The following is a 22038-nucleotide window of genomic DNA, read 5'->3' on the forward strand; positions in this document are numbered from 1 at the left end:
CTAGATGGAATTTTTCGCAAGCGCATTCTGGACCGGCTTTCTTTGGCCGCTGATCATCATGATCGCGGAGAGCGTGCTGGTGCTCGTCGTCCTGCTGGTCGCGATCGCCTACATCCTGCTCGCTGACCGCAAGATCTGGGCGGCGGTGCAGATCCGCCGCGGCCCGAACGTGGTCGGGCCCTGGGGCCTGTTCCAGTCCTTCGCCGACCTTCTGAAGTTCGTGCTGAAGGAACCGATCATTCCGGCCGGCGCCAACAAGGGCGTGTTCCTCCTTGCTCCCTTGGTCTCGTGCGTGCTCGCGCTCGCGGCCTGGGCGGTGATCCCGACCAATCTCGGCTGGGTGATCTCCGACATCAATGTCGGCGTCCTCTTCATCTTCGCGATCTCGTCGCTGTCGATCTACGGCATCATCATGGCCGGCTGGTCGTCGAACTCGAAGTACCCGTTCCTGGCCGCGCTGCGCTCGGCGGCGCAGATGGTTTCCTACGAGGTCTCGATTGGCTTCGTCATCATCACGGTGCTGCTCTGCGCCGGCACGCTGAACCTCTCGGCCATGGTCGAGGCCCAGCATATCCGTGGCCTTGCCAGCCTGATCGGGCTGCCGCAGCTCACCATCCTGAACTGGTACGTCTGGCCGCTGTTCCCGATGTTCGTGGTGTTCTACGTCTCGGCGCTGGCGGAAACCAACCGTCCGCCCTTCGACCTCGTCGAAGCGGAATCCGAGCTGGTCGCCGGCTTCATGGTCGAATACGGCTCGACGCCGTATCTGCTGTTCATGCTCGGCGAATACGTCGCGATCGTCACGATGTGCGCGATGGCGACCATCCTGTTCCTTGGAGGCTGGCTGCCGCCGGTGGACCTGCCGCCCTTCAACTGGGTGCCGGGGATCATCTGGTTCGCGCTCAAAGTCTTCTTCATGTTCTTCCTGTTCGCGATGGCAAAAGCGATCGTGCCGCGCTACCGCTACGACCAACTGATGCGTCTCGGCTGGAAGGTATTCCTGCCGCTGTCGCTGGCGATGGTGGTCGTGGTGGCTGGCGTGCTGCAGTTCGCCGGCATCGCGCCGAAGTGAGGGCCGTCATGGGTATCAACATCAACGCCACTGCACGCTCGCTCCTGCTGTCGGAATTCGTCTCGGCGTTCTTCCTCGCCATGCGCTATTTCTTCCAGCCGAAGCCGACGCTGAACTATCCGTTCGAGAAGGGCCCGATCTCGCCACGCTTCCGCGGCGAGCATGCGCTGCGCCGCTATCCGAACGGCGAAGAGCGCTGCATCGCCTGCAAGCTGTGCGAGGCGATCTGCCCGGCGCAGGCCATCACCATCGAGGCCGGCCCGCGCCGCAACGACGGCACCCGCCGCACCGTGCGCTACGACATCGACATGGTGAAGTGCATCTATTGCGGCCTCTGCCAGGAGGCCTGTCCGGTCGACGCCATCGTCGAAGGTCCGAACTTCGAGTTCGCGACCGAGACCCGCGAGGAACTGTTCTATGACAAGGCCAAGCTGCTCGCCAATGGCGACCGCTGGGAACGCGAGATCGCGAAAGCGATCGAGCTCGATGCGCCGTACCGGTGAGATGAGAGCATGATCCTTCCCGCGCTTTTCTTCTATCTCTTCGCCGGCGTCTGCGTCGCCTCGGCGGTGATGGTGATTGTCTCGCGCAATCCCGTGCACTCCGTGCTGTATCTGATCCTGGCCTTCGTCAACGCCTCCGGCCTGTTCGTGCTGATGGGCGCCGAATTCCTGGCGATGATCCTGATCGTCGTCTATGTCGGCGCCGTCGCGGTGCTGTTCCTGTTCGTGATCATGATGCTCGACGTCGATTTCCTAGAGCTGCGCGAGGGCTTCATCGAATATCTGCCGGTCGGTCTCGTGATCGGCGGCATCTTCATGTTCGAGCTGCTGCTCACCGTCGGCTTCTGGGTCATCAACCCCGGCGTCGGCAAGACCATCACGGCGCCGATCCCGACCAACGTCTCGAACACCGAGGCGCTCGGCCTGGTGCTCTATACGAAGTATGTCCACTACTTCCAGCTCTCGGGCATGGTGCTGCTGGTCGCCATGATCGGCGCCATCGTGCTGACGCTGCGCCACAAGGCGAACGTGAAGCGGCAGGACATCAACGTTCAGAACGCGCGCACGCCGGAGATGGCGATGGCGATGCGCAAAGTCGCGCCGGGGCAGGGGCTCCAGGACAGCGATGCGGCGGAGTGGGTGAAATGACGATCGGGCTTGGACATTACCTGGCGGTCGGCGCAATCCTGTTCACGCTCGGCATCCTCGGCATCTTCCTGAACCGCAAGAACATCATCGTCATCCTGATGTCGATCGAGCTGATCCTGCTCTCGGTCAACGTCAACCTGGTGGCATTCTCGACCTTCCTCGGCGACATCGTCGGCCAGGTCTTCGCGCTGCTGGTCCTGACCGTTGCAGCCGCCGAAGCCGCGATCGGTCTCGCCATCCTGGTGGTCTATTTCCGCAACCGCGGCTCGATCGCGGTTGAGGACGTCAATCTGATGAAGGGCTGAGCTCAGTCATGGTCCAGGCAATTGTCTTTCTGCCTCTGCTGGGCGCCATTCTTGCTGGCCTGATCGCCCTGTTTGGCGCGCATGCCCGCAACCCCTCTGGCGACAAGGTCGAGCATCACGGCGATCACGGCCATGGCGCGCACGCCCATGCGTCCGACACGATCAACGAGGATGCCTCGGTCATCCACGAGAGCCACCACGAGCCCGGCGACGGGCACGATGGCCACGGCCTGGTCGAGCCGGCAGCCGCCGGCTCGCGGGGCGCCGAGCTGATCACGACGGCGTTCCTGTTCGTCGCGGCGGCGCTGTCCTGGATGACGCTGGTCGATGTCGGCTTCAATGGCCATGACGCCCGGATCCAGCTCTTGCCCTGGATATTCTCCGGCGAGCTCGAGGTCTGGTGGACGCTGCGCGTCGACACGCTCACCGCCGTGATGCTGGTGGTGGTGACGACCGTGTCCTCGCTCGTACACCTCTATTCCATCGGCTACATGGATCAGGATCCGTACCGGCCGCGCTTCTTCGGCTATCTCAGCCTGTTCACCTTCGCCATGCTGATGCTGGTGACTGCCGACAACCTCGTGCAAATGTTCTTCGGCTGGGAAGGCGTGGGTCTGGCGAGCTATCTGCTGATCGGATTCTGGTACCAGAAGCCGTCGGCGAACGCGGCGGCCATCAAGGCCTTCGTGGTCAATCGCGTCGGCGATTTCGGCTTCGCGCTCGGCATCTTCGCCATCTTCTACCTGACCAGCTCGACCGATTTCGAGACGATCTTCCATGCGGCTCCCGGCCTGACCGGCAAGAGCATCGACTTCCTCGGCTGGCACGCCGATGCGCTGACGCTGACCTGCCTGCTGCTGTTCATGGGCGCGATGGGTAAATCGGCGCAGTTCCTGCTGCACACCTGGTTGCCGGACGCGATGGAAGGCCCGACGCCAGTGTCGGCGCTGATCCACGCCGCGACCATGGTGACCGCAGGCGTGTTCATGGTGGCGCGCCTGTCGCCGCTGTTCGAACTCGCGCCGAATGCGCAGGCCGTCGTGATGTTCTTCGGTGCGACCACGGCGTTCTTCGCCGCGACCATCGGTCTCGTCCAGAACGACATCAAGCGCATCGTTGCCTATTCGACCTGTTCGCAGCTCGGCTACATGTTCGTGGCGATGGGAGCAGGGGCCTATTCGGTCGGCATGTTCCACCTGTTCACGCACGCCTTCTTCAAGGCGCTGCTGTTCTTGGGCTCCGGCTCGGTGATCTACGCGATGCACCACGAGCAGGACATCCGCAACATGGGCGGACTCTGGAAGAAGATCCCGTACACGTTCGCGGTCATGACCGTCGGCACGCTGGCGCTGACCGGCTTCCCGCTGTTCGCCGGGTACTTCTCCAAGGATGCGATCATCGAGGCGGCCTATGCCTCGCATAATCCACTCTCGACCTACGCCTATCTGCTGACGGTCGTGGCCGCCGGTCTGACCTCGTTCTATTCCTGGCGTCTGGTGTTCAAGACCTTCTTCGGCGAGCCGCACGACCAGGAGCACTACGAGGCAGCGCACGAGAGCCCGATCTGGATGCTGATCCCGATCGGCGTGCTGGCGGTTGGCTCGGTCCTTGCCGGCTTCCCGTTCAAGGAGCTGTTCACCGGACCTCACGGCGTGGAAGAGTTCTTCCGCGAGTCCGTGAAGATGAACCCGCATATCCTCGAGGATATGGAGCACATGCCGCATCTGTTGGGCTGGCTGCCCTTCGTGATGATGGTGGGCGGTTTCCTGGTTTCCTACACATTCTACATTCGCAAGCCGTACCTGCCGGTCGAGCTCGCGAACACGCAGCCGATGCTCTACAAGTTCCTGCTCAACAAATGGTACTTCGACGAGCTGTACGACATCATCTTCGTCCGTCCGGCGAAGTGGATCGGCTACCAGCTCTGGAAGAAGGGCGACGGCTTCATCATCGACGGCTTGGGTCCCGATGGCATCTCGGCCCGCGTGCTGGACGTCACCCGCAACGTCGTGAAGATCCAGACCGGCTATCTCTACCACTACGCCTTCGCCATGCTGATCGGTGCCGCCGGCCTGATCACCTGGTTCATGTTCGGCTTTGGAGGCCAGTAAATGACAACCTGGCCCATCCTTTCGGTCACGACGTTCCTGCCGCTGGTTGGCGCGCTGATCGTCTATCTCAGCCGCGGCGATGACGAGGCGGCCAAGCGCAATTCGCGCTGGATCGCGCTGTGGACCACGCTGATCACCTTCGCGGTGTCGGTGCTCCTGGTCATGCGCTTCGATCCGTCGAATGCCGACTTCCAGTTCGTCGAGAAGGCGAACTGGCTCGCCACCGGCATCACCTACCACATGGGCGTCGACGGCATCTCTCTGCCGCTGGTGATCCTCACCACCGCGATCATGCCGTTCTGCATCATCGCGAGCTGGAAGGCGATCACCAACCGCGTTCGCGAATACATGATGGCGTTCCTGATCCTGGAAACGCTGATGATCGGCACCTTCTCGGCGCTCGATCTCGTGCTGTTCTACCTGTTCTTCGAGGGCGGCCTGATCCCGATGTTCCTGATCATCGGCGTCTGGGGCGGTCCGCGCCGGGTCTACGCGTCGTTCAAGTTCTTCCTCTACACGCTGCTCGGCTCGGTGCTGATGCTGCTGGCCATCATGGCGCTGTACTGGAACGGCGGCACCACCGACATCCCGACCCTGATGCATACCGCCGTGCCGCGGTCGCTGCAGACCTGGGCGTGGCTGGCCTTCTTCGCCTCGTTCGCGGTTAAGATGCCGATGTGGCCGGTGCACACCTGGCTCCCCGATGCCCACGTCGAGGCGCCGACCGCGGGTTCCGTGGTGCTCGCCGCGATCCTGCTGAAGATGGGCGGCTACGGCTTCCTGCGCTTCTCGCTGCCGATGTTCCCGCTGGCGTCGCACGACTTCGCGCCGCTGATCTTCACCATGTCTGCGATTGCCATCATCTACACCTCGCTGGTGGCGCTGATGCAGGAGGACATGAAGAAGCTGATCGCGTACTCCTCGGTCGCGCATATGGGCTTCGTCACCATGGGCATCTTCGCCGGCACCATGCAGGGCGTCGCCGGCGGCGTGTTCCAGATGATCTCGCACGGCATCGTCTCCGGCGCGCTGTTCCTCTGCGTCGGCATCGTCTACGACCGCCTGCACACCCGCGAGATCGCGGCTTATGGCGGCCTCGTCAACCGGATGCCGCTCTACGCGCTGACCTTCATGGTCTTCACAATGGCCAATGTCGGTCTGCCCGGCACCTCCGGCTTCGTCGGCGAGTTCATGACGCTGCTCGGCACCTTCAAGGTCTCGATCCCGACCGCGTTCTTCGCCACATCAGGCGTGATCCTGTCGGCCGGCTACGCGCTGTGGCTCTACCGCAAGGTCGTGTTCGGGGCGCTGGTCAAGCCGTCGCTGGCGAGCATGAAGGATCTCACTTTGCGCGAGTGCGTGACGCTGTTCCCACTGATCGCGCTGACGATCCTGTTCGGCGTCTATCCGAAGCCGGTGCTCGACATGTCGGCCGCCTCGGTCCAGCAACTCGTCAACAATTACAACACCGCTGTGACGGCCGTGAAGGCCGCCGCACTGCTCCATTGATCGGGCAGGTCAGGACATCGCCATGAGCTTTACGACTGCAGGTTATCAACTGGCGCCGGTGCTGCCCGAGCTCGTGCTCGCGATCGGCGCCATGGCGCTTCTGATGCTCGGCGCCTATCGCGGGCAGGGGACCACCAGCACGGTCACTACGCTGGCGGTCGTGCTCCTCATCGCAGTAGGCCTGCTCGAATACATGCTGCCGGCAGGCAAGCAGGTGACCTTCGGCGGCAGCTTCATCGTCGACGATTTCGCCCGCTTCATGAAGATCCTGGCCCTCATCGGCTCGGCGGTGACGCTGATCTTGTCGACCGAGTTCCTGGCCGACCCGTCGCGCCGCATCTTCGAATACGCGATCCTGGTGCTGCTCTCGACGCTCGGCATGATGGTGCTGATCTCGGCCGGCGATCTGATCTCGCTCTATCTTGGCCTCGAATTGATGTCGCTCGCGCTCTACGTCGTGGCGACCTCGAACCGCGACAACGCCAAGTCGACCGAGGCCGGCCTGAAGTATTTTGTCCTGGGCGCACTGTCCTCGGGCATGCTGCTGTACGGCGCCTCGCTGATCTACGGCTTCACCGGCACGGTCAGTTTCGCCGGTATCGCGACTACGGCGACGATCTCGAATATCGGGCTGCTCTTCGGCCTGGTCTTCCTGCTCGCCGGCCTCTGCTTCAAGGTCTCGGCCGTGCCGTTCCACATGTGGACGCCTGATGTCTATGAGGGCGCGCCGACGCCGGTCACCGCCTTCTTCGCTTCCGCGCCGAAGGTCGCAGCTCTTGCGGTCTTCACCCGCGTCACGCTGACCGCGTTCCCCGGCATCGTCTCGCAGTGGCAGCAGATCCTGGTGTTCGTGGCGATCGCCTCGATGGTGCTCGGCTCCTTTGCCGCGATCGGCCAGAGCAACATCAAGCGCCTGATGGCGTACTCCTCGATCGGCCATATGGGCTTTGCGCTGGTCGGGCTCGCGGCCGGCACCGTCGAGGGCGCGCAGGGCGTGCTGATGTACATCGTGATCTATGTCGCGATGACGCTCGGCTCGTTCTCGATCATCCTCGCCATGAAGCGTAACGGCCAGGCCGTGGAGCAGATCAGCGATTTCGCCGGTCTGTCGCGCACCAATCCGCTGCTCGCCTTCATGTTCGCGATGCTGCTGTTCTCGCTCGCCGGCATCCCGCCGCTCGCCGGCTTCTTCGCCAAATGGTACGTCTTCGTCGCCGCCATCAAGGCGAATTTGTTCACGCTCGCCGTGATCGGCGTGCTCTCCAGCGTTGTGGGCGCCTACTACTATCTCACCATCGTCAAGACGATGTATTTCGACGAGCCGGCCGGCCAGGTCGATCCGGTGCGCGTCGAGGTCAAGACGGTGCTGGCGGTCGCGGGCCTGTTCAACATCCTGTTTGCGCTGTTCGCGGGTCCGGTGGTGAGCGTCGCCTCCGCCGCCGCCAAGTCGCTGTTCTAGGATGGGGTTCGCGCTCGGTCCTCGTGCAATCGCGGCGGGCTACAAGCTCGCAGCTTCGGAGCGGACCGGCTCGACCAATACCGACGCGATCGAAAGTGCACGCGCCGGCGAGCGAGGTCCGATCTGGTTCGTGACAGCGGAGCAGACGGCGGGCCGCGGCCGCCGCCAGCGCGCCTGGGTCTCGCCCCGGGGCAATCTCGCGGCCAGCGTCCTCGAGGTCGTGGACGTCGCACCTGCGGTGGCCACCACGATCGGTTTTGCCGCGGGGCTGGCGGAGGAATCAGCCCTCGAGAAGGTCAGTATCGAGGCCGCGATGCGACTCGGCCCTGACCGGCCCCGATACGCGCTGAAATGGCCGAATGACGTCCTCGCCAACGGCAAGAAGCTGGTCGGCATTGGCCTGGAGGCCGAAGCCGTCGGCGATCGCCTGGCCATCGTGGTTGGCATCGGCACCAATATCGTGGCGGCGCCTGAGGGCACGCCGACGCCGGCGGTGTCGCTGGCAGCGCTCGGCGTCCAGATCAGCGCGGAAGAGCTGTTCTCGGCCCTGACGGACGCCTGGGTCGAATTCCGCGGCATCTGGGACAATGGCCGTGGCTTTGCCGAAATCCGAAAACTCTGGCTGGAGCGCGCCGCGCGCCTTGGCGAGCCGATTGCGATCCACACGGGAACCATGGTGCTGGAAGGCATTTTTGACACGATCGACGACACCGGCTGCCTGATCGTCCGCACCGCGGAGGGCCGTCGCGTGCCGATCGCCGCGGGTGAGGTGTTCTTCGGCCCGGCTCGTTCGGTGGGAGCTGCGTGATGGCGAGACCGGACGAACTGGTATTTGCGCCGCTCGGCGGCGTCGGCGAGATCGGCATGAACCTGTCGATCTACGGCCTCGGTAACCGCCAGCAGCGGTCCTGGCTCGCGGTCGATCTTGGCGTCTCCTTCGGCGATGAGGAGCATCTGCCCGGCATCGACCTGATCATGCCTGATATCAGCTTCCTGGAGAAGGAGCGCAAGAACCTGATGGGGCTGGTGCTGACCCACGCCCATGAGGACCACTTCGGCGCCATCATCGACCTCTGGCCCAGGCTGAAATGCCCGATCTATGCGACGCAGTTCAGCGCGGCGCTGTTCGAGGCCAAATGTGCTGCCGAGCGCAATGCGCCGAAGATCCCGGTCACCATCGTGCCGTCCGGCGGCCGCATCGATGTCGGCCCGTTCAACGTCGAGTTCATCCCGGTCGCGCATTCGATTCCGGAAGCGCATGCGCTCGCGATCCACACCGAGGCCGGCACGGTGCTGCACACCGGCGACTGGAAGATCGATCCGACCCCGACGCTCGGCCGCCCCACCGACGAGAAGCGGCTGCGCGAGCTCGGCGAGCAGGGCGTGCTCGCCCTGATCGGCGATTCCACCAATGCGGTGCGCGACGGCCGCTCGCCTTCCGAGGCCGAGGTCGCGCGGACCATCATAGACCTGGTGAAGGCCGCCAAGGGCCGCGTCGCAGTCACGACCTTCGCCTCCAACGTCGCCCGCATCAAGGCCGTCGCCGACGCGGCGAAAGCCGCCGACCGCGAGGTCGTCGTGGTCGGCCGCGCCATGGAGCGCGTGGTGCAGGTCGCGCGTGAGACCGGCTATCTCGACGGCGTGCAGAATTTCCGCTCGCCCGAGGTCTACGGCCATCTGCCGCAGGACAAGGTGCTGGCGCTCTGCACCGGCAGCCAGGGCGAACCCCGCGCAGCACTTGCCCGCATCGCCAATGACGATCATCCCGAGATCACGCTCAACCGCGGCGACAGCGTGATCTTCTCCTCGCGCACCATCCCGGGCAACGAGAAGGCGGTCGGCTCGATCATCAACAATCTGGTGCTGCAGGGCGTCGAGGTCCTTACCGACCGCGACCATCTGGTTCACGTCTCCGGCCATCCCCGCCGCGACGAGCTGCGCGACATGATCTCCTGGGTGAAGCCGCAGCTCCTGATCCCGGTCCATGGCGAAGCCCTGCACCTGAACGAGCACGCCAAGCTCGCGCGCGCCGCCGGCGTGCCGCGCGTCCTGGTCATCCGCAACGGTGACCTCGTCAAGCTCGGTCCCGGCGATCCCGGCATCATCGGCGAGGTGCCGTCGGGCCGGCTCTACAAGGACGGCACGATCCTGGAGGATTCGAAATCCCGTGCGGTGGTCGAGCGCCGGCGCATGGCGTTCTCCGGCTGCGCCTTCGTCGCCGTCGCCATGACCGCGCAGGGTGAGCTTGTCGACGAGCCCGAGGTCGATCTCGTGGGCATCCCCGAGAAAAACAGGGCGGGCGAGCCCCTCGACGACATCGTCTTCGATGCCGTGATGTCCACGATCGAAGGCCTGCCGAAGGCCCGGCGCAGGGATGCGGATGCGCTGGCGGAATCGGTGCGACGCGCTGTCCGGGCCGTCATCAACGAACATTGGGGCAAAAAGCCCCCCTGTCTGGTACACGTCCTGACAGTGTAAGGGAGAAGCAAATGCAGGGTCGCCTCAACCACGTCGCGATTGCGACCAGGGACGCCGTCAAGTCCGCCAAGATCTACGGCGCGGCGTTCGGGGCGCAGATTTCGGAAGCCGTCGCTCTGCCCGAGCATGGCGTCACCACCGTGTTCGCGACGCTCCCCAACACCAAGATCGAGTTCATCGAGCCGCTCGGCGAGTCCTCGCCGATCGCAAAGTTTCTTGAGCGCAATGCCGATGGCGGCATCCACCACGTCTGCTACGAGGTCGTCGACATCATCGCCTCGCGCGACACCCTGGTGAAGGAGGGCGCCCGCGTGCTCGGTGACGGCGTGCCGAAGATCGGCGCCCACGGCAAGCCGGTGCTGTTTTTGCATCCGAAGGATTTTTCGGGCGCGTTGGTCGAAATCGAGCAGGCATAGGGCCGGGATCATGGCCGCTCAGATATCGACCGGGCTCGCAATCTATTTCGTGATCTGGTGGATCGCGCTGTTCCTGACGCTGCCATTTGGCGTGCGCAGCCAGCATGAGGACGGCGTCGGCGCGCCCGGCACCGACCCCGGCGCACCGATCCTGACCGGCATGAAGCGCAAGCTAATCTGGACCACGATCATCTCGGCGATCATCTATGGCCTCGGCATGCTCGCCTATCAGGCCGGCTATCTCTCGATCGAGCGGCTGTCGAAATTGATGGGAATGCCGTTTTAGCGATTTTGTGTTGCGTCGTTGTTGGGGGAACGAATGAGTTTTCAGAGGATCGTCGTCGCGCTTCTGGTGCTGATCGTCGCCGGCCTTGGGGCCATCGGCTATGTCGAGTGGAAGATGGCCGTGCAGGTGCGAACACTGAAGGCGTTCGTCGAGGGCTATGTCTTCAACGAGGCCGTGATGGCCTGCGAGCAGGCCAAGACCTCGACACCGTTCAAATGGAACGGCGGCAAGAGCACCTCGGTGATCGGGCTGAACTCGGTCAAGCTGGACAAATACACCGTCAGCGCCAGCTACACGCTGGTGGCGGACAACGTCTATTGTGACTACGATCCCATCAAAAGAAAGGCCGAGATCGGCTCGAGCTTCCTGGAGCGGGAGTAACGATCCGGCTCCTGCACATGGGATGGGATCGTCATGACGCAAGGGCAGGGGGACTATCGAATTCTGCAGGAAGGGGCCTTGCGGGACTATCTCGCGGGCTTGCCTGACATCGCGGCACGGCTCGGCGGCGCGCCGGCCGCCTGGGCGATCACCGAGGTCGGCGACGGCAATCTCAATCTCGTGTTCATCGTGAAGGGCGCGCACGGCGGTATCGCCGTGAAGCAGGCACTGCCTTACGTCCGCCTCGTCGGCGAGAGCTGGCCGCTGCCGTTGTCACGGGCCCATTACGAATATCTCGCGCTGACCCGGCAGGCCCAGCTCGCGCCCGGCCTCGTGCCGGCCTTGCTGCACCACAACGAGACGCTGGCACTGACCGTGATGGAGCTGCTCGAGCCCCACATCATCATGCGCAAGGGGCTGGTGGCTGCTACGTGCTACCCGCGCTTCGTCGATGACATCACGGCCTTCATGGCGCGGACGCTGTTCTTCACCTCCGATCTCGCGCTGACCGCCGCGGAGAAGAAGGAGGCCATCGCGTCCTTCGCCGGCAACCACGCGTTGTGCAAGATCACCGAGGATCTGATCTTTACCGATCCTTATCGCATCGCCGAGCAGAACCGCTGGACCGCGCCGTATCTCGACGGCCTGGCCGCGTCCATGCGCGATGACATGGAGCTGCATGTCGCGATCTCCCGGCTGAAGCTGAAATTCATGGCGAACCCCGAAGCGCTGCTGCATGGCGACCTCCACACCGGCTCGATCATGGTGACGGAGAGCGAGACCCGTGTGATCGACCCCGAGTTCGCCTTCTACGGCCCGATGGGGTTTGATGTCGGCGCGGTGCTGGCCAATTTGCTCATGGCCTTTTTCGCCTCCGCCGGCCATGAGCGCGCGCCGGGCGAGCGGCGCGAATTCGAGGGGTGGGTGCTGGAGACGGTCGAGCAGGTCTGGGGCAGGTTCGCCGGCAAATTCCTCGACCTCTGGCGGTCGGAGGCCAGCGGCGACGCCTATCCGGTCTCGCTGTTCGCCGGCGAGAAGGGCGCGGCGCGGCTGGAGATCGAGCGGCAGGCCTACATGCAGCGGCTGTTCACCGACACCGTCGGCTTCGCCGCCGCCAAGACCATCCGCCGCATCTTCGGCCTCGCCCACAACATCGACTTCGAGCTGATCGAGGATCCGCAGAAGCGCGCCATCAGCGAAGCCCGCGCCGTGCGCCTCGCGCGGGGGATGATGGTGGAGGCGGCGGCGTTTCGGACGATCGCCGACGTCACCGGCGCCGCGCGAAAATTGCGGGACTGGCAGCCCGAGCTATCCGGCTGACGCGCGCCTCCGCGTTCGCAATGACAACGGAGCGAGCAAGGCCTCAATAGAGCCGCACCGGAAGCGGCGCGCCGTCCGGGCCGACCAGCAGACCCCAGGTCTCGTTGGCCGCGACCTCGAACTCCCGCTTTTGCGCCGCGCTACCGTCCACCCTGAGGGTCACCTTGTACTTGCCCGGCGGCAAATCGATCTTTTGGCTGTCTGGCAATTCGGCTGCAACGTCGTCAAAGTATGGCAGTGTTTCGCCGGCGTGCGCCGCCAGCTTGATGGTCCTCTCGTTGACGGTGATAACAGCCGCATCATCCGTCTTGTTGCCAAGCATTAGCTTCACTTGGCCCGGCTTCGGCAGGAGCCCGGCCGTCGCGACGGCCGGCTTGCGCAGCGAAAGATCGGCGATTGTCCGGTTGTCCTGTCGGGTGAGCCGGAGCCGCGCCGGCCCATCGGTGGTCGTGAAGGCGATCACGGCCCGGTCGGGCTCGACCACAGCACCATCATTCTCGGCCCAGCCTCGCTGTTCGAGAGCGGCGCGATAGAAGCCGAGCACTGCGGCGAGATCGAGCGGCGTTTCGACGTGAGCTGACCTGATGAAACGCGAATTCTTCGCGGTCATCAGGCCCCACCCGTCGGGGAGCGGCAAACCCATGTCTTCGGACATTTCGGTCTCGACCTTCCGGCTCGCGGCCCGTGCCAGGACCCCGACGGCGTCGCAGAGCAGGCGTTCACCGAGATAGTCCGCGGAGCAGCGGTCCCTGACCGCCCACCAGGTTTGGTCGATGTAGTCGTTTGACCGCGAGGTGCGGTGCCAGCCGAATTGGATGCTATCCGCAGGGCTGTCCCGGGCCGGGTCCGGCGTGACGGGGATCGCCATCGCGGCTGTCGCGACGACCAGACTGCCGGCGAGCAGGACACCTAGCGTTCGGCGCTTCATTTTTTCCGCGATCCCTGGGGTTCAGATGACGATCCTGAGCTTGGTCGCGTTGATCACGAAAAATGTTCACTGTCGGGGTCGCGCGATGACGCACCGCGTCAATCGGCGGCTTGCTGCGCTGGGCGGGTGCAGCCTGACACCAGAGGCCCGGAACCGGAATCGTCGACCATCAAAACGAGGCTTGCGTTCGACGGGCTGTGAATGATCAAATCCCTGATCGGAATACCTGCGTTTGGGGGACACATGATGTTCAGGATGATTGCGATCGTCGCGGGTTTGGGACTGGCGCTGGCCGCCCCGGCAGAGGCCCAGACACCGCGCAAGGGCGGAACCATCCGTATGACCGCGCCTTACGGTTCGAGCTTCACCAGCTTGGACATTCACACCACCCAGCGCGCCCAGGACGAGATCTACGCCAAGGCCATGCATCGCTCGCTCTACATCTGGGACTCCGCGGAAGGAAAGCCGGTTCCGGAACTTGCGAAGGAGGTCATCGTCTCGGGCGGCGGTCTCGTTCAAACCTTCAAGCTTCGCGACGACGCCTATTTCCACAACGGCCGCAAGATGACGGCTGACGATGTCATCTGGTCCTACAACCGCATCATGGATGGCACCAAGGCCTATCCGGGCGCGCGCTATGTCCGCATCATCGAGGGCGCGGCGGCGGTTGAGAAGGGCCAGGCCAAGGAGATCTCCGGCCTGAAGAAGATCGACGACTTCACGATCGAGATGAAGCTGACCGAGAAGGTCGATCCGGGCTTCTACTTCTTCACCGCGCTGACCTCGATCTATCCCGCCGACGAGGCCGCCAAGGACAGCTTCATCCAGCATCCGATCGGTCTCGGACCATTCAAATTCGTCGAGCACGTGCCGGGATCGCGCATCGTGCTGGAGCGCTGGGACAGGTTCTACAAGCCCGGCAAGCCCTATGCCGACAAGGTCATCGTGTCAGTCATGGGCGAGGCTGCGGCGCGCGATGTCGCCTTCCGCAACAAGGAGATCGACACCTCCGTGCTCGGGCCGGCGCAATATGTCGCCTATCAGGCCGATCCCAACCTCAAGGGCACCATCGCCGAGGTCGCTGAGGTGTTCACGCGGTACATGGGGATGAACCCTGCATTCAAGCCGTTCTCTGACAAGCGCGTCCGGCAGGCGATCAACTATGCGATCGACACCGATTTGATCATCAACAAGCTGGTCAAGGGCAAGGCCTATCGCGCCACCAGCTGGCTGCCGCTGACCTCGTCGGCCTACGACAAGGCGATGAAGCCGTACCCCTACGATCCCGCCAAGGCCAAGCAGCTGCTTGCTGACGCCGGCTACGCCTCCGGCTTCGAATTCGAATGGACCACCAGCCAGAATGAAAGCTGGGGCCTGCCGATCGTTTCGGCCGTCATCCCGATGCTGGACAAGGTCGGCATCAAGGCGAAGGTCAAGCAGGTCGAGGCCGCGGTGCTGTCGGAGGTGGTTCGCTCCGGCGACTACCAGGCCTTCATCTATTCCCAGCAAACCGGCCCGGACCCCTTGGCTGCGCTGAAATGCTTCCATTCGTCGACGCCGCAATCGGCCTGCAACTACATGAACTACAAAAACGCCGAGTTCGACAAGATCATCGATGACGCCGGGCAGGCCGACGACACCGCCAAGCGCACGCAGCTGCTGCAAAAGGCCAATGCGCTGCTCTATGACGAGGCGCCGGTATGGTTCTTCAACTACAACAAGGCGGTCATGGCCGTGCAGCCTTGGCTCCACGGAGTTCAGCTGAACGCGACGGAGCTGACCCACCAGAATGTCGAGGACGTCTGGGTCGACGAGACCTCGCCCGCGAAGTGACACGCGTTCTCGTGCTCCCTCCATCGCGATGAACGATGCAGGGAGCGAAGAAAGTGCCGATGCTCTCCTTCCTGATCCGCCGTCTCCTGCAAACCATTCCGACCGTGCTCGCTGTCGTGCTGCTGGTCTTCGTGCTGTTCAGCGTCGTTCCCGGCAGCATCGTCTCGTCCATGAGCGACGACGCCGATCCTCAGGTCGAGCTGCGCATGAAGAAGCAGCTTGGCCTCGACGATCCCGTCTATGTGCGTTTCGGCGCCTATATCGCCAAGCTCGCCACCGGTGATTTCGGCACGTCGTTCCGGACCCGCGAGCCTGTCACGGCCATGATCGCCAAGCGGGCCTGGCCGACGCTGCAGCTGATCTTCACGGCCATGGCGTTTTCCGTCGTGCTCGGCGTGCCGCTCGGCTTCATCGCCGCATTGCGGCCGGGCGGCCTGGTCGACAGCGCCGCAATGGTCGTGGCTGTCTCGGGGCTTTCCATCGCCAAATTCTGGCTCGGACTGGTGCTGATGTATCTGTTTGCGTTGAAGCTCGGCTGGCTGCCGAGTTTCGGCTACGGCGATGGCGGCCTGAAATATCTGCTGCTGCCGGCCGTGACGCTCGGCGTCTCGCCGATGGCGCTCTTTGCCCGGACGACGCGCGCCGCTGTCCTCGAGATCATGACAGCCGATTTCGTCCGCACCGCGCGCTCCAAGGGCATGAGCGAGACGCGCGTGGTGAAGTGGCACGTGATGCGTAACGCGCTCGTCATCATTCTCACCACAGTCGGCCTGCAGTTCGGCGGGCTGATGGGGCAGGCGGTCGTCGTCGAAAAGCTGTTTTCCTGGCCGGGCATCGGCTCGCTGCTCGTGGACAGCGTCCTGCAGCGCGACATTCCGGCGGTCCAGGGCTCCATTCTCGTGGTGGTGCTGGCTTTTCTCGCGATCAATCTGCTGATCGACGTGCTCTACGGCGTGATCGATCCGAGGATCAGATACGCATGAAGCTCCGCGCCAATCTCATCATCGGCGGCGCATTGTTCGTGCTCGCGATCCTGGTCGGTGTGCTCGCGCCCTGGCTCGCGCATACCGATCCTGTCCTCGACGCCAATCTCATGAACGCTGAGGAGCCTCCGAGCTGGGCCTGGTGGTTCGGCACCGACGACCAGGGCCGCGACATCTATTCCCGGGTCGTCTACGGCGCGCGTGTCTCGCTGACGGTCGGCATCGTCTCGCAGCTCATCAACAGCGTCATCGGCGTGGCGCTGGGCCTGAGCGCCGGCTATTGGGGCGGCTGGTGGGACGATGTGGTCAACGCCTTGACCAATGTCATGCTCGCGATCCCGTCGTTGATCTTCGCGCTGGCCATCATGGCGGTGCTTGGACCGGGCCTGACCAGCCTGCTGATCGCGCTGGGGCTGACCAACTGGTCCTTCACCTGCCGGATCGCGCGCGCTTCGGCGCTGTCGCTCAGGAGCCAGGGCTATGTGCAGGCCGCGACCGTGCTCGGCTACGGCGATCTGCGCATCATGATCACGCAGCTCTTGCCGAACATGCTGGGGCCGATCGTCGTCATCGGCACGCTCGGCATGGGCAGCGCGGTGCTCTCCGAGGCCGCACTGTCATTCCTCGGCCTCGGCGTCCGGCCACCGTTTCCGAGCTGGGGCAGCATGCTGTCGGACGCCCGCGACCAGATCACGACGGCGCCGTGGCTCTCGGTTTTCCCGGGCCTCGCCATCTTCCTAACGGTGCTCGGCCTCAATCTGCTCGGCGATGGCCTGCGCGACATTCTCGATCCCCAATCGCGAAGCCGGCGGACATGACGGACGCGCCGCTGATCGAAGTCGAGGATTTGCGCATCGATCTCGACGATGGATCGCGGCGCGTTGCGGCGGCCGAGGGCATTTCATTCCGCATCGATCGCGGCGAGACGTTCGGCCTGGTCGGCGAGTCCGGCTGCGGCAAGAGCATCACGGCGCTCGCCCTGATCGGCCTGTTGCGGCAGCCGCTGTCGATCGGCAGCGGCGTCATCCGCTTCGACGGACGGGAGATCCAGCACCTGTCCGCAGCCGCCCAGCGCGACTTGCGCGGTAACCGCATCGCCATGATCTTCCAGGAGCCGATGACGGCGCTCAATCCGGTCTCGCCCGTGGGACGGCAGATCGCCGAGATGTTCGTGCTGCATAAGGGCAAGGGCTGGCGGGAGGCCAACCAGCTGGCGGTCGAGGCGCTGGCGAGTGTCCGCGTCCCCGCGCCGGAGCGGCGCGTCAACGACTACCCGCACCAGCTCTCCGGCGGCATGCGCCAGCGCGTGATGATTGCCATTGCGCTCGCCTGCGGTCCGGATCTCCTGATCGCCGACGAGCCCACGACCGCGCTCGACGTGACCGTGCAGGCCGAAATCATCGAGCTGATGCGCAATCTCTGCGCCGAACGCGGCACGGCGATCCTGATGATCAGCCACGATCTCGGCCTGGTCGCCAATGTCTGCCGCCGCGTCGCCGTCATGTATGCCGGCCGCATCGTCGAGGAGCGCGGCTCCGCCGATATTTTTCGCGCGCCCTCGCACCCCTACACGCAAGGGCTGGTCGACTCGCTGCCGCGGCTGGGCAGTCGCGCTGCACTTGGCCGGAGCAGGCTCCAGGAGATCGCGGGCGTCGTCCCGGCCATCACGAATTTCCCCGATGGCTGCCGGTTCAATCGGCGCTGCGCGAAGGCGACTGATATTTGCAGGACCGTCGTTCCGACGGCGGATTTTCTGGAGGCCGGTGGCCTGGTGAGGTGTCACCATCATGCATGAACCGCAGGGAAGGCCGGATGACGATCTCATTCTCAGCGTCGAGGATCTCGCGGTGCATTTTCCGCTCGGCGGCGGCCTGCTGGGCCGTAACGGGCGGCTGCTCCGTGCCGTCGACGGTGTCGATCTCAAGCTGAAGCGCGGCGAATGCCTCGGGCTGGTCGGCGAGTCCGGCTCGGGCAAGTCGACGGTGGCCTTGTCGATCCTGGGCCTGCTGACGCCGACGCGCGGCCGCATCGTGCTGGACGGGCAGGTCGTGACGGGCAGGCAGTCCGGCGATCGCAAATCGCTCGCCCGCACCGTCCAAATCGTCTTTCAGGATCCCTACGCCTCACTCAATCCACGCCAGACCGTTCGCCGCACGCTGGAAGATCCCTTGCATGTGCATGGCGTGACCGCAAAAAGCGAAATCGAGGACCGCGTCGCGACCATGTTGCGCCACGTGGGCCTGCGGCCCGAACAGGCCGACCGCTACCCGCATGAATTCTCCGGCGGCCAGCGCCAGCGCATCGGCATTGCGCGCGCGCTGATCCTCAATCCCAAAATCGTCATCTGCGACGAACCGGTCTCGGCGCTCGACGTCTCGATCCGCGCCCAGATCATCAACCTGCTGCTGGAATTGAAGGACACGCTCGGTCTCTCCTACATCATGATCAGCCATGATCTCGGCGTCGTCGAGCACATGAGCGACCGGGTCGCGGTCATGTATCTCGGCCGCATCGTGGAGAACGGCGACTGGCGCGAAATCTTCGAGCGGCCCGCGCACCCCTATACGCAGGCCCTGATCGCGGCCATCCCCGATCCGCTGCGCCATGCCCCGCTGGCGACAACCGGCGGCGACCTTCCCAACCCGCTCAATCCGCCGAACGGGTGTGCGTTCAGCCCGCGATGTCGTTATGCCGAGGATGTGTGCCGGCGAGAGCCGGGACCGGCGTTGGAGACGCGCGCCGATGGACATGCGGTGAGGTGCTGGCGCGCTGACGAGATTGTTGCGGCGAGCGTCGCTCTATCCCGGTCACCCTGAGATGGCCGCTTCTTCAGCGGCCCTCGAAGGGCGACGGCCCAGTTGCTGAAAGTGCGGCCAGGCTTTCGGCAGCCCTCAACTCGAAGGATGTGGCCATCTGTTGTTTCGCGACAACGAGCGACCGCTCGAAATGCGCTTGCGCCTGCGGAACATCAGGCGGTTCGAACGCCAGCGCAACCTCTCCGGCGATGCGGCGTGCCTCGGCCTCCTGCCAGCATTCGCCACTTTCGCGGATCGTCAGCAACGCCTCTTCACTACAGCGTTGCGCATCGCCGAGCCGTCCGATCCGGGCGTAGGCCGCGGCCAAAGTGCTGAGATACCAGGGCGCATAGGCCGTCGCGCCGGTGGATCGCATCGCCGAAATCCCGGCCTCGATCGTGTCGGCGGCGGCGCGGTCCTGGCCCTCGAGGGCGAACACCCGGCCACGCAACAGCGTCCCATAGGCGTTCCAGAGTGGCGGGATCAAGCGGGAACGACGGAGTCGGGGGTCCCCAGCTTGAGCTTGGCGCGCCGCACGTGGCCTGTTCGGGTCAATTCGGGAGCGATCAAAGGAACGCCATCGCGGTTCCAGCGGCCGCGCTGAAAGCAACGACGACCAGCGGAGGCGCGCGCCAGGCGACCAGCAAGACGAAGCCGACGAGCGCGACGCCAAAATCCCGTGGTGAATGCACGGTGGTCGTCCAGACGGGATCATATAGTGCAGCCCCCAGGACGCCGACCACCGCCGCGTTAACGCCGCGCATCATGGCCTGGGCGCCTGCGCGCTTCCGGAACGAGTCCCAGAACGGGAGCGCGCCGAGCAGGATGAGGATTCCCGGCAGGAAGATGCCGACGAGGCCGAGCGCTGCCCCGGCGACTCCATGCGGCTCCGGAGAGACCACAGTGCCGAGGTAAGCGGCAAAGGTGAACAGCGGACCCGGCACGGCCTGGGCTGCACCGTATCCGGCGAGAAAGGCATCGACGCTCACCCAGCCCGGTGCGACGAAGGCTTCACGGAGGAGGGGAAGGACGACGTGACCGCCGCCGAAGACGAGCGCGCCGGAGCGATAGAAGGCATCCAACAAGGCGATGCCCGTGGATCCGGTCAGGCTACGCAGCGCCGGCAGGCCCGCCAGCAGGACGAAGAATATCCCAAGGGTGATCAGCCCCATGGTTCGCGACACCGGAATCTCGACGTGCCCGGACGGCGCCGGCGCGTCGCGGCGGCACAGCCACAGACCGGCGAGCCCGCCGAGGACGATCGCTCCGATCTGGGCGATCGACGCCGGGCTGAGGAGGATGATGAGCGCTGCAACCGCCGCGATCGACGCACGCTGACGGTCGGGACAAAGATTGCGCGCCATGCCCCAGACCGCTTGCGCCACGATGGCGACTGCCGTGAGCTTCAGTCCGTGCAACAGGCCGACACCGACCGGGCCGCCCAACACACCGGCGCCGTAAGCGAAGAGAACGAGGATCGCGGCCGAAGGCAAGGTAAACCCGGTCCAGGCGGCGAGCGCGCCCAGATAGCCGGCCCGCATCAAGCCGATCGAGAAACCGACCTGACTGCTGGCGGGGCCAGGCAGGAATTGGCAAAGCCCGACCAGATCGGCGTAGGCGCGCTCGTCGATCCAGTTCCGCCGTAGAACGAACTCGTCGCGGAAGTACCCGATGTGGGCGATCGGACCGCCGAAGCAGGTCAGGCCGAGCCTCAGGAAAATCCGCAGAACCTCCAGCGGCGAACCGGCGTGGGGCCGTTGGTTGACGGCGATGTCGGTCGGCGGATTGAGGTTGCTCAAGGACGTTCGATCCGATTTCGGGACGCGTTTATCCGGTTTCGATAAACGATATCCAACCCAGTCAGCAAATCCTTGAACTTCATGCGGTCCTATCGAATTTGGAACGACGTCTCCAGTCGTCCGTTGGTGCGCCGTCGCGACGGACGCTTTTTTCCAGGTCCGGCGGCGCATATTAGCAGCGAGGAGACTGGCCATGGCAAGCGCGGCAGACCGCGATCCCCGACACCATACGCAGAAGATGCAGAAGGCCCTCCACGATATCCGGAACCATCTGCGCGAAGACATCCAGAAGGTCGACGAGCCGCAGTTGAAGGCGATGTTCGAGACGTCCGCCGAGGTTCTGGGTGGGCTCGAGAAGGCTTTCAAGGACTACGAGCAGAAGAACGAAAAGGCCTGGCGCTGAAAAGGTCTGGCGCTGAGCAGATACCGGCGCCATGACACGTGCGATCCCGCGCATCCACAGGAATGCCGCCATGGAAGTGGTTATGCCAGGCAAGCGTCGTCTCCTTTTGCTCGGAGGAGCGCTGGCGGCGGCTCCGGCCCTTCTCACCAGGCCGGCCTTTGCCGAACGAAAGGCTGTTGGCGGGGAGCGCAAGAAGGGCGCGGAAAAGAAAGACGAGGCAGTTACCCCGCCCGAAGATTTGATGCGGGAGCACGGCGTGCTCGATCGCGTGTTGCTGCTCTACGAGGCCGGAATCCGGAAGTTCTCGTCGAATGGGGACTTCGATCCAGGCCTGATCTCGCAGTCAGCCGAGATCATCCGCGATTTCATCAACAACTACCATGAGAAGTCCGAGGAGGAGCACGTCTTTCCGCGCTTCAAGAAGGCCGGACAGATGACTGATCTGGTGGAGGATGCGAAAGCTTTGCGTGGTGTTCGATCCCGCGATCGCAATGGCGTGGCCTGAAAACCAAGCATTTGCTTGCGCGGTCCGTCGCGCAGGCTCGCGACGATGGTCAATACCGCAGAATTTCGCGACATCGCGGACGTGACGGCGGCCGCCCGCGAGTTGCGCGCCTGGATGCCTGAGTTCGCCGGCTGAGAGCTTTGTCTGCAATGAGGCGATGCTGCCCACGAATGCGGCTCGACTGTCTCGTTTGGTAGGCAACCCGGCTCACGCAGACCTTACAGCATTGAAGTATGCTGCTGGGGCGCGGGCGCATGAAGCGCCGATGTTAACTTGAGTCCTCCGGCGTCACCGACCGCAACAA

Annotated in this window: 23 protein-coding genes; 20 read left to right on the top strand and 3 right to left on the bottom strand. The window is 64.2% G+C overall.

Going from position 1 to position 22038, the window contains the following annotated elements; all coding sequences use genetic code 11:
- Nucleotides 1-4 precede the first annotated feature (4 nt).
- The 13 genes from nuoH to mtnK are packed head-to-tail and all read left to right on the top strand — an operon-like array spanning nt 5 to nt 12488.
- Nucleotides 5-1072 carry an NADH-quinone oxidoreductase subunit NuoH gene (gene nuoH / locus JJC00_RS19070; protein WP_200467536.1) on the top strand — a complete coding sequence of 356 codons (1068 nt, stop codon included), beginning with the start codon at nt 5-7 and terminating at the stop codon, nt 1070-1072.
- 14 nt (nt 1073-1086) lie between these two features.
- On the top strand, nt 1087-1575 hold the full coding sequence (gene nuoI / locus JJC00_RS19075; RefSeq protein WP_027529879.1) for an NADH-quinone oxidoreductase subunit NuoI: 489 nt from the start codon (nt 1087-1089) through the stop codon (nt 1573-1575).
- A gap of 9 nt (nt 1576-1584) precedes the next feature.
- Nucleotides 1585-2223 carry an NADH-quinone oxidoreductase subunit J gene (locus JJC00_RS19080; RefSeq protein WP_200467537.1) on the top strand — a complete coding sequence of 213 codons (639 nt, stop codon included), beginning with the start codon at nt 1585-1587 and terminating at the stop codon, nt 2221-2223.
- Nucleotides 2220-2528, top strand: a complete 309-nt coding sequence (nuoK, locus tag JJC00_RS19085; protein ID WP_008136131.1) for an NADH-quinone oxidoreductase subunit NuoK — start codon at nt 2220-2222, stop codon at nt 2526-2528. Before JJC00_RS19080 ends, nuoK begins: the two co-directional genes overlap by 4 nt.
- A gap of 8 nt (nt 2529-2536) precedes the next feature.
- Nucleotides 2537-4639 (top strand): NADH-quinone oxidoreductase subunit L, encoded by a 2103-nt coding sequence (nuoL, locus tag JJC00_RS19090; RefSeq protein ID WP_200467538.1) that lies wholly within the window; start codon nt 2537-2539, stop codon nt 4637-4639.
- A complete protein-coding gene (locus tag JJC00_RS19095; RefSeq protein ID WP_200467539.1) occupies nt 4640-6148 on the top strand; it encodes an NADH-quinone oxidoreductase subunit M in 1509 nt (502 codons plus the stop codon).
- 22 nt (nt 6149-6170) lie between these two features.
- A complete protein-coding gene (gene nuoN, locus JJC00_RS19100) occupies nt 6171-7607 on the top strand; it encodes an NADH-quinone oxidoreductase subunit NuoN (RefSeq protein WP_200467540.1) in 1437 nt (478 codons plus the stop codon).
- 1 nt (nt 7608) lies between these two features.
- A complete protein-coding gene (locus tag JJC00_RS19105; RefSeq protein WP_200467541.1) occupies nt 7609-8415 on the top strand; it encodes a biotin--[acetyl-CoA-carboxylase] ligase in 807 nt (268 codons plus the stop codon).
- Nucleotides 8415-10085 carry a ribonuclease J gene (locus JJC00_RS19110; RefSeq protein WP_200467542.1) on the top strand — a complete coding sequence of 557 codons (1671 nt, stop codon included), beginning with the start codon at nt 8415-8417 and terminating at the stop codon, nt 10083-10085. The genes JJC00_RS19105 and JJC00_RS19110 overlap by 1 nt, the downstream gene beginning before the upstream one ends.
- A gap of 11 nt (nt 10086-10096) precedes the next feature.
- The gene (gene mce, locus JJC00_RS19115; protein ID WP_200467543.1) at nt 10097-10501 is read left to right on the top strand and encodes a methylmalonyl-CoA epimerase; all 405 of its coding nucleotides are present in this window, start codon (nt 10097-10099) and stop codon (nt 10499-10501) included.
- 10 nt (nt 10502-10511) lie between these two features.
- Nucleotides 10512-10787 carry a DUF1467 family protein gene (locus JJC00_RS19120; RefSeq protein ID WP_200467544.1) on the top strand — a complete coding sequence of 92 codons (276 nt, stop codon included), beginning with the start codon at nt 10512-10514 and terminating at the stop codon, nt 10785-10787.
- A gap of 33 nt (nt 10788-10820) precedes the next feature.
- Nucleotides 10821-11168 carry a hypothetical protein gene (locus JJC00_RS19125; RefSeq protein WP_200467545.1) on the top strand — a complete coding sequence of 116 codons (348 nt, stop codon included), beginning with the start codon at nt 10821-10823 and terminating at the stop codon, nt 11166-11168.
- 33 nt (nt 11169-11201) lie between these two features.
- Nucleotides 11202-12488, top strand: a complete 1287-nt coding sequence (gene mtnK, locus JJC00_RS19130; protein WP_200467546.1) for an S-methyl-5-thioribose kinase — start codon at nt 11202-11204, stop codon at nt 12486-12488.
- 43 nt (nt 12489-12531) lie between these two features.
- On the opposite strand, the gene JJC00_RS19135 is transcribed toward mtnK, so the two are convergent.
- Nucleotides 12532-13356 carry a hypothetical protein gene (locus JJC00_RS19135; RefSeq protein WP_246773849.1) on the bottom strand — a complete coding sequence of 275 codons (825 nt, stop codon included), beginning with the start codon at nt 13354-13356 and terminating at the stop codon, nt 12532-12534.
- A 303-nt stretch (nt 13357-13659) separates the two neighbouring features.
- Here JJC00_RS19135 and JJC00_RS19140 point away from each other — a divergent pair, with 303 nt between their 5' ends.
- The 5 genes from JJC00_RS19140 to JJC00_RS19160 are packed head-to-tail and all read left to right on the top strand — an operon-like array spanning nt 13660 to nt 19048.
- The gene (locus tag JJC00_RS19140; RefSeq protein ID WP_200467548.1) at nt 13660-15249 is read left to right on the top strand and encodes an ABC transporter substrate-binding protein; all 1590 of its coding nucleotides are present in this window, start codon (nt 13660-13662) and stop codon (nt 15247-15249) included.
- Nucleotides 15250-15308: 59 nt separating this feature from the next.
- Nucleotides 15309-16232, top strand: a complete 924-nt coding sequence (locus JJC00_RS19145; protein ID WP_200474157.1) for an ABC transporter permease — start codon at nt 15309-15311, stop codon at nt 16230-16232.
- Nucleotides 16229-17050 carry an ABC transporter permease gene (locus tag JJC00_RS19150; protein WP_200467549.1) on the top strand — a complete coding sequence of 274 codons (822 nt, stop codon included), beginning with the start codon at nt 16229-16231 and terminating at the stop codon, nt 17048-17050. Before JJC00_RS19145 ends, JJC00_RS19150 begins: the two co-directional genes overlap by 4 nt.
- Nucleotides 17047-18027: an ABC transporter ATP-binding protein gene (locus tag JJC00_RS19155; protein ID WP_200467550.1), complete on the top strand. Its 981-nt coding sequence runs from the start codon at nt 17047-17049 to the stop codon at nt 18025-18027. Before JJC00_RS19150 ends, JJC00_RS19155 begins: the two co-directional genes overlap by 4 nt.
- The gene (locus tag JJC00_RS19160) at nt 18020-19048 is read left to right on the top strand and encodes an ABC transporter ATP-binding protein (protein WP_200467551.1); all 1029 of its coding nucleotides are present in this window, start codon (nt 18020-18022) and stop codon (nt 19046-19048) included. Before JJC00_RS19155 ends, JJC00_RS19160 begins: the two co-directional genes overlap by 8 nt.
- A 13-nt stretch (nt 19049-19061) precedes the next feature.
- Here the strand turns inward: JJC00_RS19160 and JJC00_RS19165 are convergent, their stop codons facing one another.
- Together JJC00_RS19165 and chrA are read right to left on the bottom strand one after the other, a co-directional pair.
- The gene (locus JJC00_RS19165) at nt 19062-19478 is read right to left on the bottom strand and encodes a hypothetical protein (protein ID WP_200467552.1); all 417 of its coding nucleotides are present in this window, start codon (nt 19476-19478) and stop codon (nt 19062-19064) included.
- 115 nt (nt 19479-19593) lie between these two features.
- Nucleotides 19594-20826, bottom strand: a complete 1233-nt coding sequence (chrA, locus tag JJC00_RS19170) for a chromate efflux transporter (protein ID WP_246773850.1) — start codon at nt 20824-20826, stop codon at nt 19594-19596.
- Between the two features lie 193 nt (nt 20827-21019).
- On the opposite strand from chrA, the gene JJC00_RS19175 reads away from it, so the two are divergent.
- Both JJC00_RS19175 and JJC00_RS19180 read left to right on the top strand, forming a co-directional pair.
- Nucleotides 21020-21229, top strand: coding sequence for a hypothetical protein (locus JJC00_RS19175; RefSeq protein ID WP_057756747.1), 210 nt, complete (start codon nt 21020-21022; stop codon nt 21227-21229).
- A 31-nt stretch (nt 21230-21260) separates the two neighbouring features.
- Entirely contained in the window at nt 21261-21734 is a 474-nt protein-coding gene (locus JJC00_RS19180) for a hemerythrin domain-containing protein (protein WP_200467553.1), read from the top strand.
- Nucleotides 21735-22038: the final 304 nt, after the last annotated feature.

It is taken from the genome of Bradyrhizobium diazoefficiens (assembly GCF_016616885.1).
Taxonomy (GTDB): domain Bacteria; phylum Pseudomonadota; class Alphaproteobacteria; order Rhizobiales; family Xanthobacteraceae; genus Bradyrhizobium; species Bradyrhizobium diazoefficiens_F.

Coding starts and splice junctions, on each gene's coding strand:
- mtnK (WP_200467546.1), top strand. CDS start 11,202: ATGACGCAAGGGCAGGGGGACTATCGAATTCTGCAGGAAGGGGCCTTG.
- JJC00_RS19155 (WP_200467550.1), top strand. CDS start 17,047: ATGACGGACGCGCCGCTGATCGAAGTCGAGGATTTGCGCATCGATCTC.
- JJC00_RS19150 (WP_200467549.1), top strand. CDS start 16,229: ATGAAGCTCCGCGCCAATCTCATCATCGGCGGCGCATTGTTCGTGCTC.
- JJC00_RS19145 (WP_200474157.1), top strand. CDS start 15,309: ATGCTCTCCTTCCTGATCCGCCGTCTCCTGCAAACCATTCCGACCGTG.
- nuoN (WP_200467540.1), top strand. CDS start 6,171: ATGAGCTTTACGACTGCAGGTTATCAACTGGCGCCGGTGCTGCCCGAG.
- mce (WP_200467543.1), top strand. CDS start 10,097: ATGCAGGGTCGCCTCAACCACGTCGCGATTGCGACCAGGGACGCCGTC.
- JJC00_RS19180 (WP_200467553.1), top strand. CDS start 21,261: ATGACACGTGCGATCCCGCGCATCCACAGGAATGCCGCCATGGAAGTG.
- JJC00_RS19175 (WP_057756747.1), top strand. CDS start 21,020: ATGGCAAGCGCGGCAGACCGCGATCCCCGACACCATACGCAGAAGATG.
- JJC00_RS19160 (WP_200467551.1), top strand. CDS start 18,020: ATGCATGAACCGCAGGGAAGGCCGGATGACGATCTCATTCTCAGCGTC.
- JJC00_RS19105 (WP_200467541.1), top strand. CDS start 7,609: ATGGGGTTCGCGCTCGGTCCTCGTGCAATCGCGGCGGGCTACAAGCTC.
- JJC00_RS19125 (WP_200467545.1), top strand. CDS start 10,821: ATGAGTTTTCAGAGGATCGTCGTCGCGCTTCTGGTGCTGATCGTCGCC.
- JJC00_RS19135 (WP_246773849.1), bottom strand. CDS start 13,356: ATGGCGATCCCCGTCACGCCGGACCCGGCCCGGGACAGCCCTGCGGAT.
- nuoL (WP_200467538.1), top strand. CDS start 2,537: ATGGTCCAGGCAATTGTCTTTCTGCCTCTGCTGGGCGCCATTCTTGCT.
- JJC00_RS19095 (WP_200467539.1), top strand. CDS start 4,640: ATGACAACCTGGCCCATCCTTTCGGTCACGACGTTCCTGCCGCTGGTT.
- JJC00_RS19110 (WP_200467542.1), top strand. CDS start 8,415: ATGGCGAGACCGGACGAACTGGTATTTGCGCCGCTCGGCGGCGTCGGC.
- nuoH (WP_200467536.1), top strand. CDS start 5: ATGGAATTTTTCGCAAGCGCATTCTGGACCGGCTTTCTTTGGCCGCTG.
- nuoK (WP_008136131.1), top strand. CDS start 2,220: ATGACGATCGGGCTTGGACATTACCTGGCGGTCGGCGCAATCCTGTTC.
- JJC00_RS19140 (WP_200467548.1), top strand. CDS start 13,660: ATGATGTTCAGGATGATTGCGATCGTCGCGGGTTTGGGACTGGCGCTG.
- JJC00_RS19080 (WP_200467537.1), top strand. CDS start 1,585: ATGATCCTTCCCGCGCTTTTCTTCTATCTCTTCGCCGGCGTCTGCGTC.
- JJC00_RS19120 (WP_200467544.1), top strand. CDS start 10,512: ATGGCCGCTCAGATATCGACCGGGCTCGCAATCTATTTCGTGATCTGG.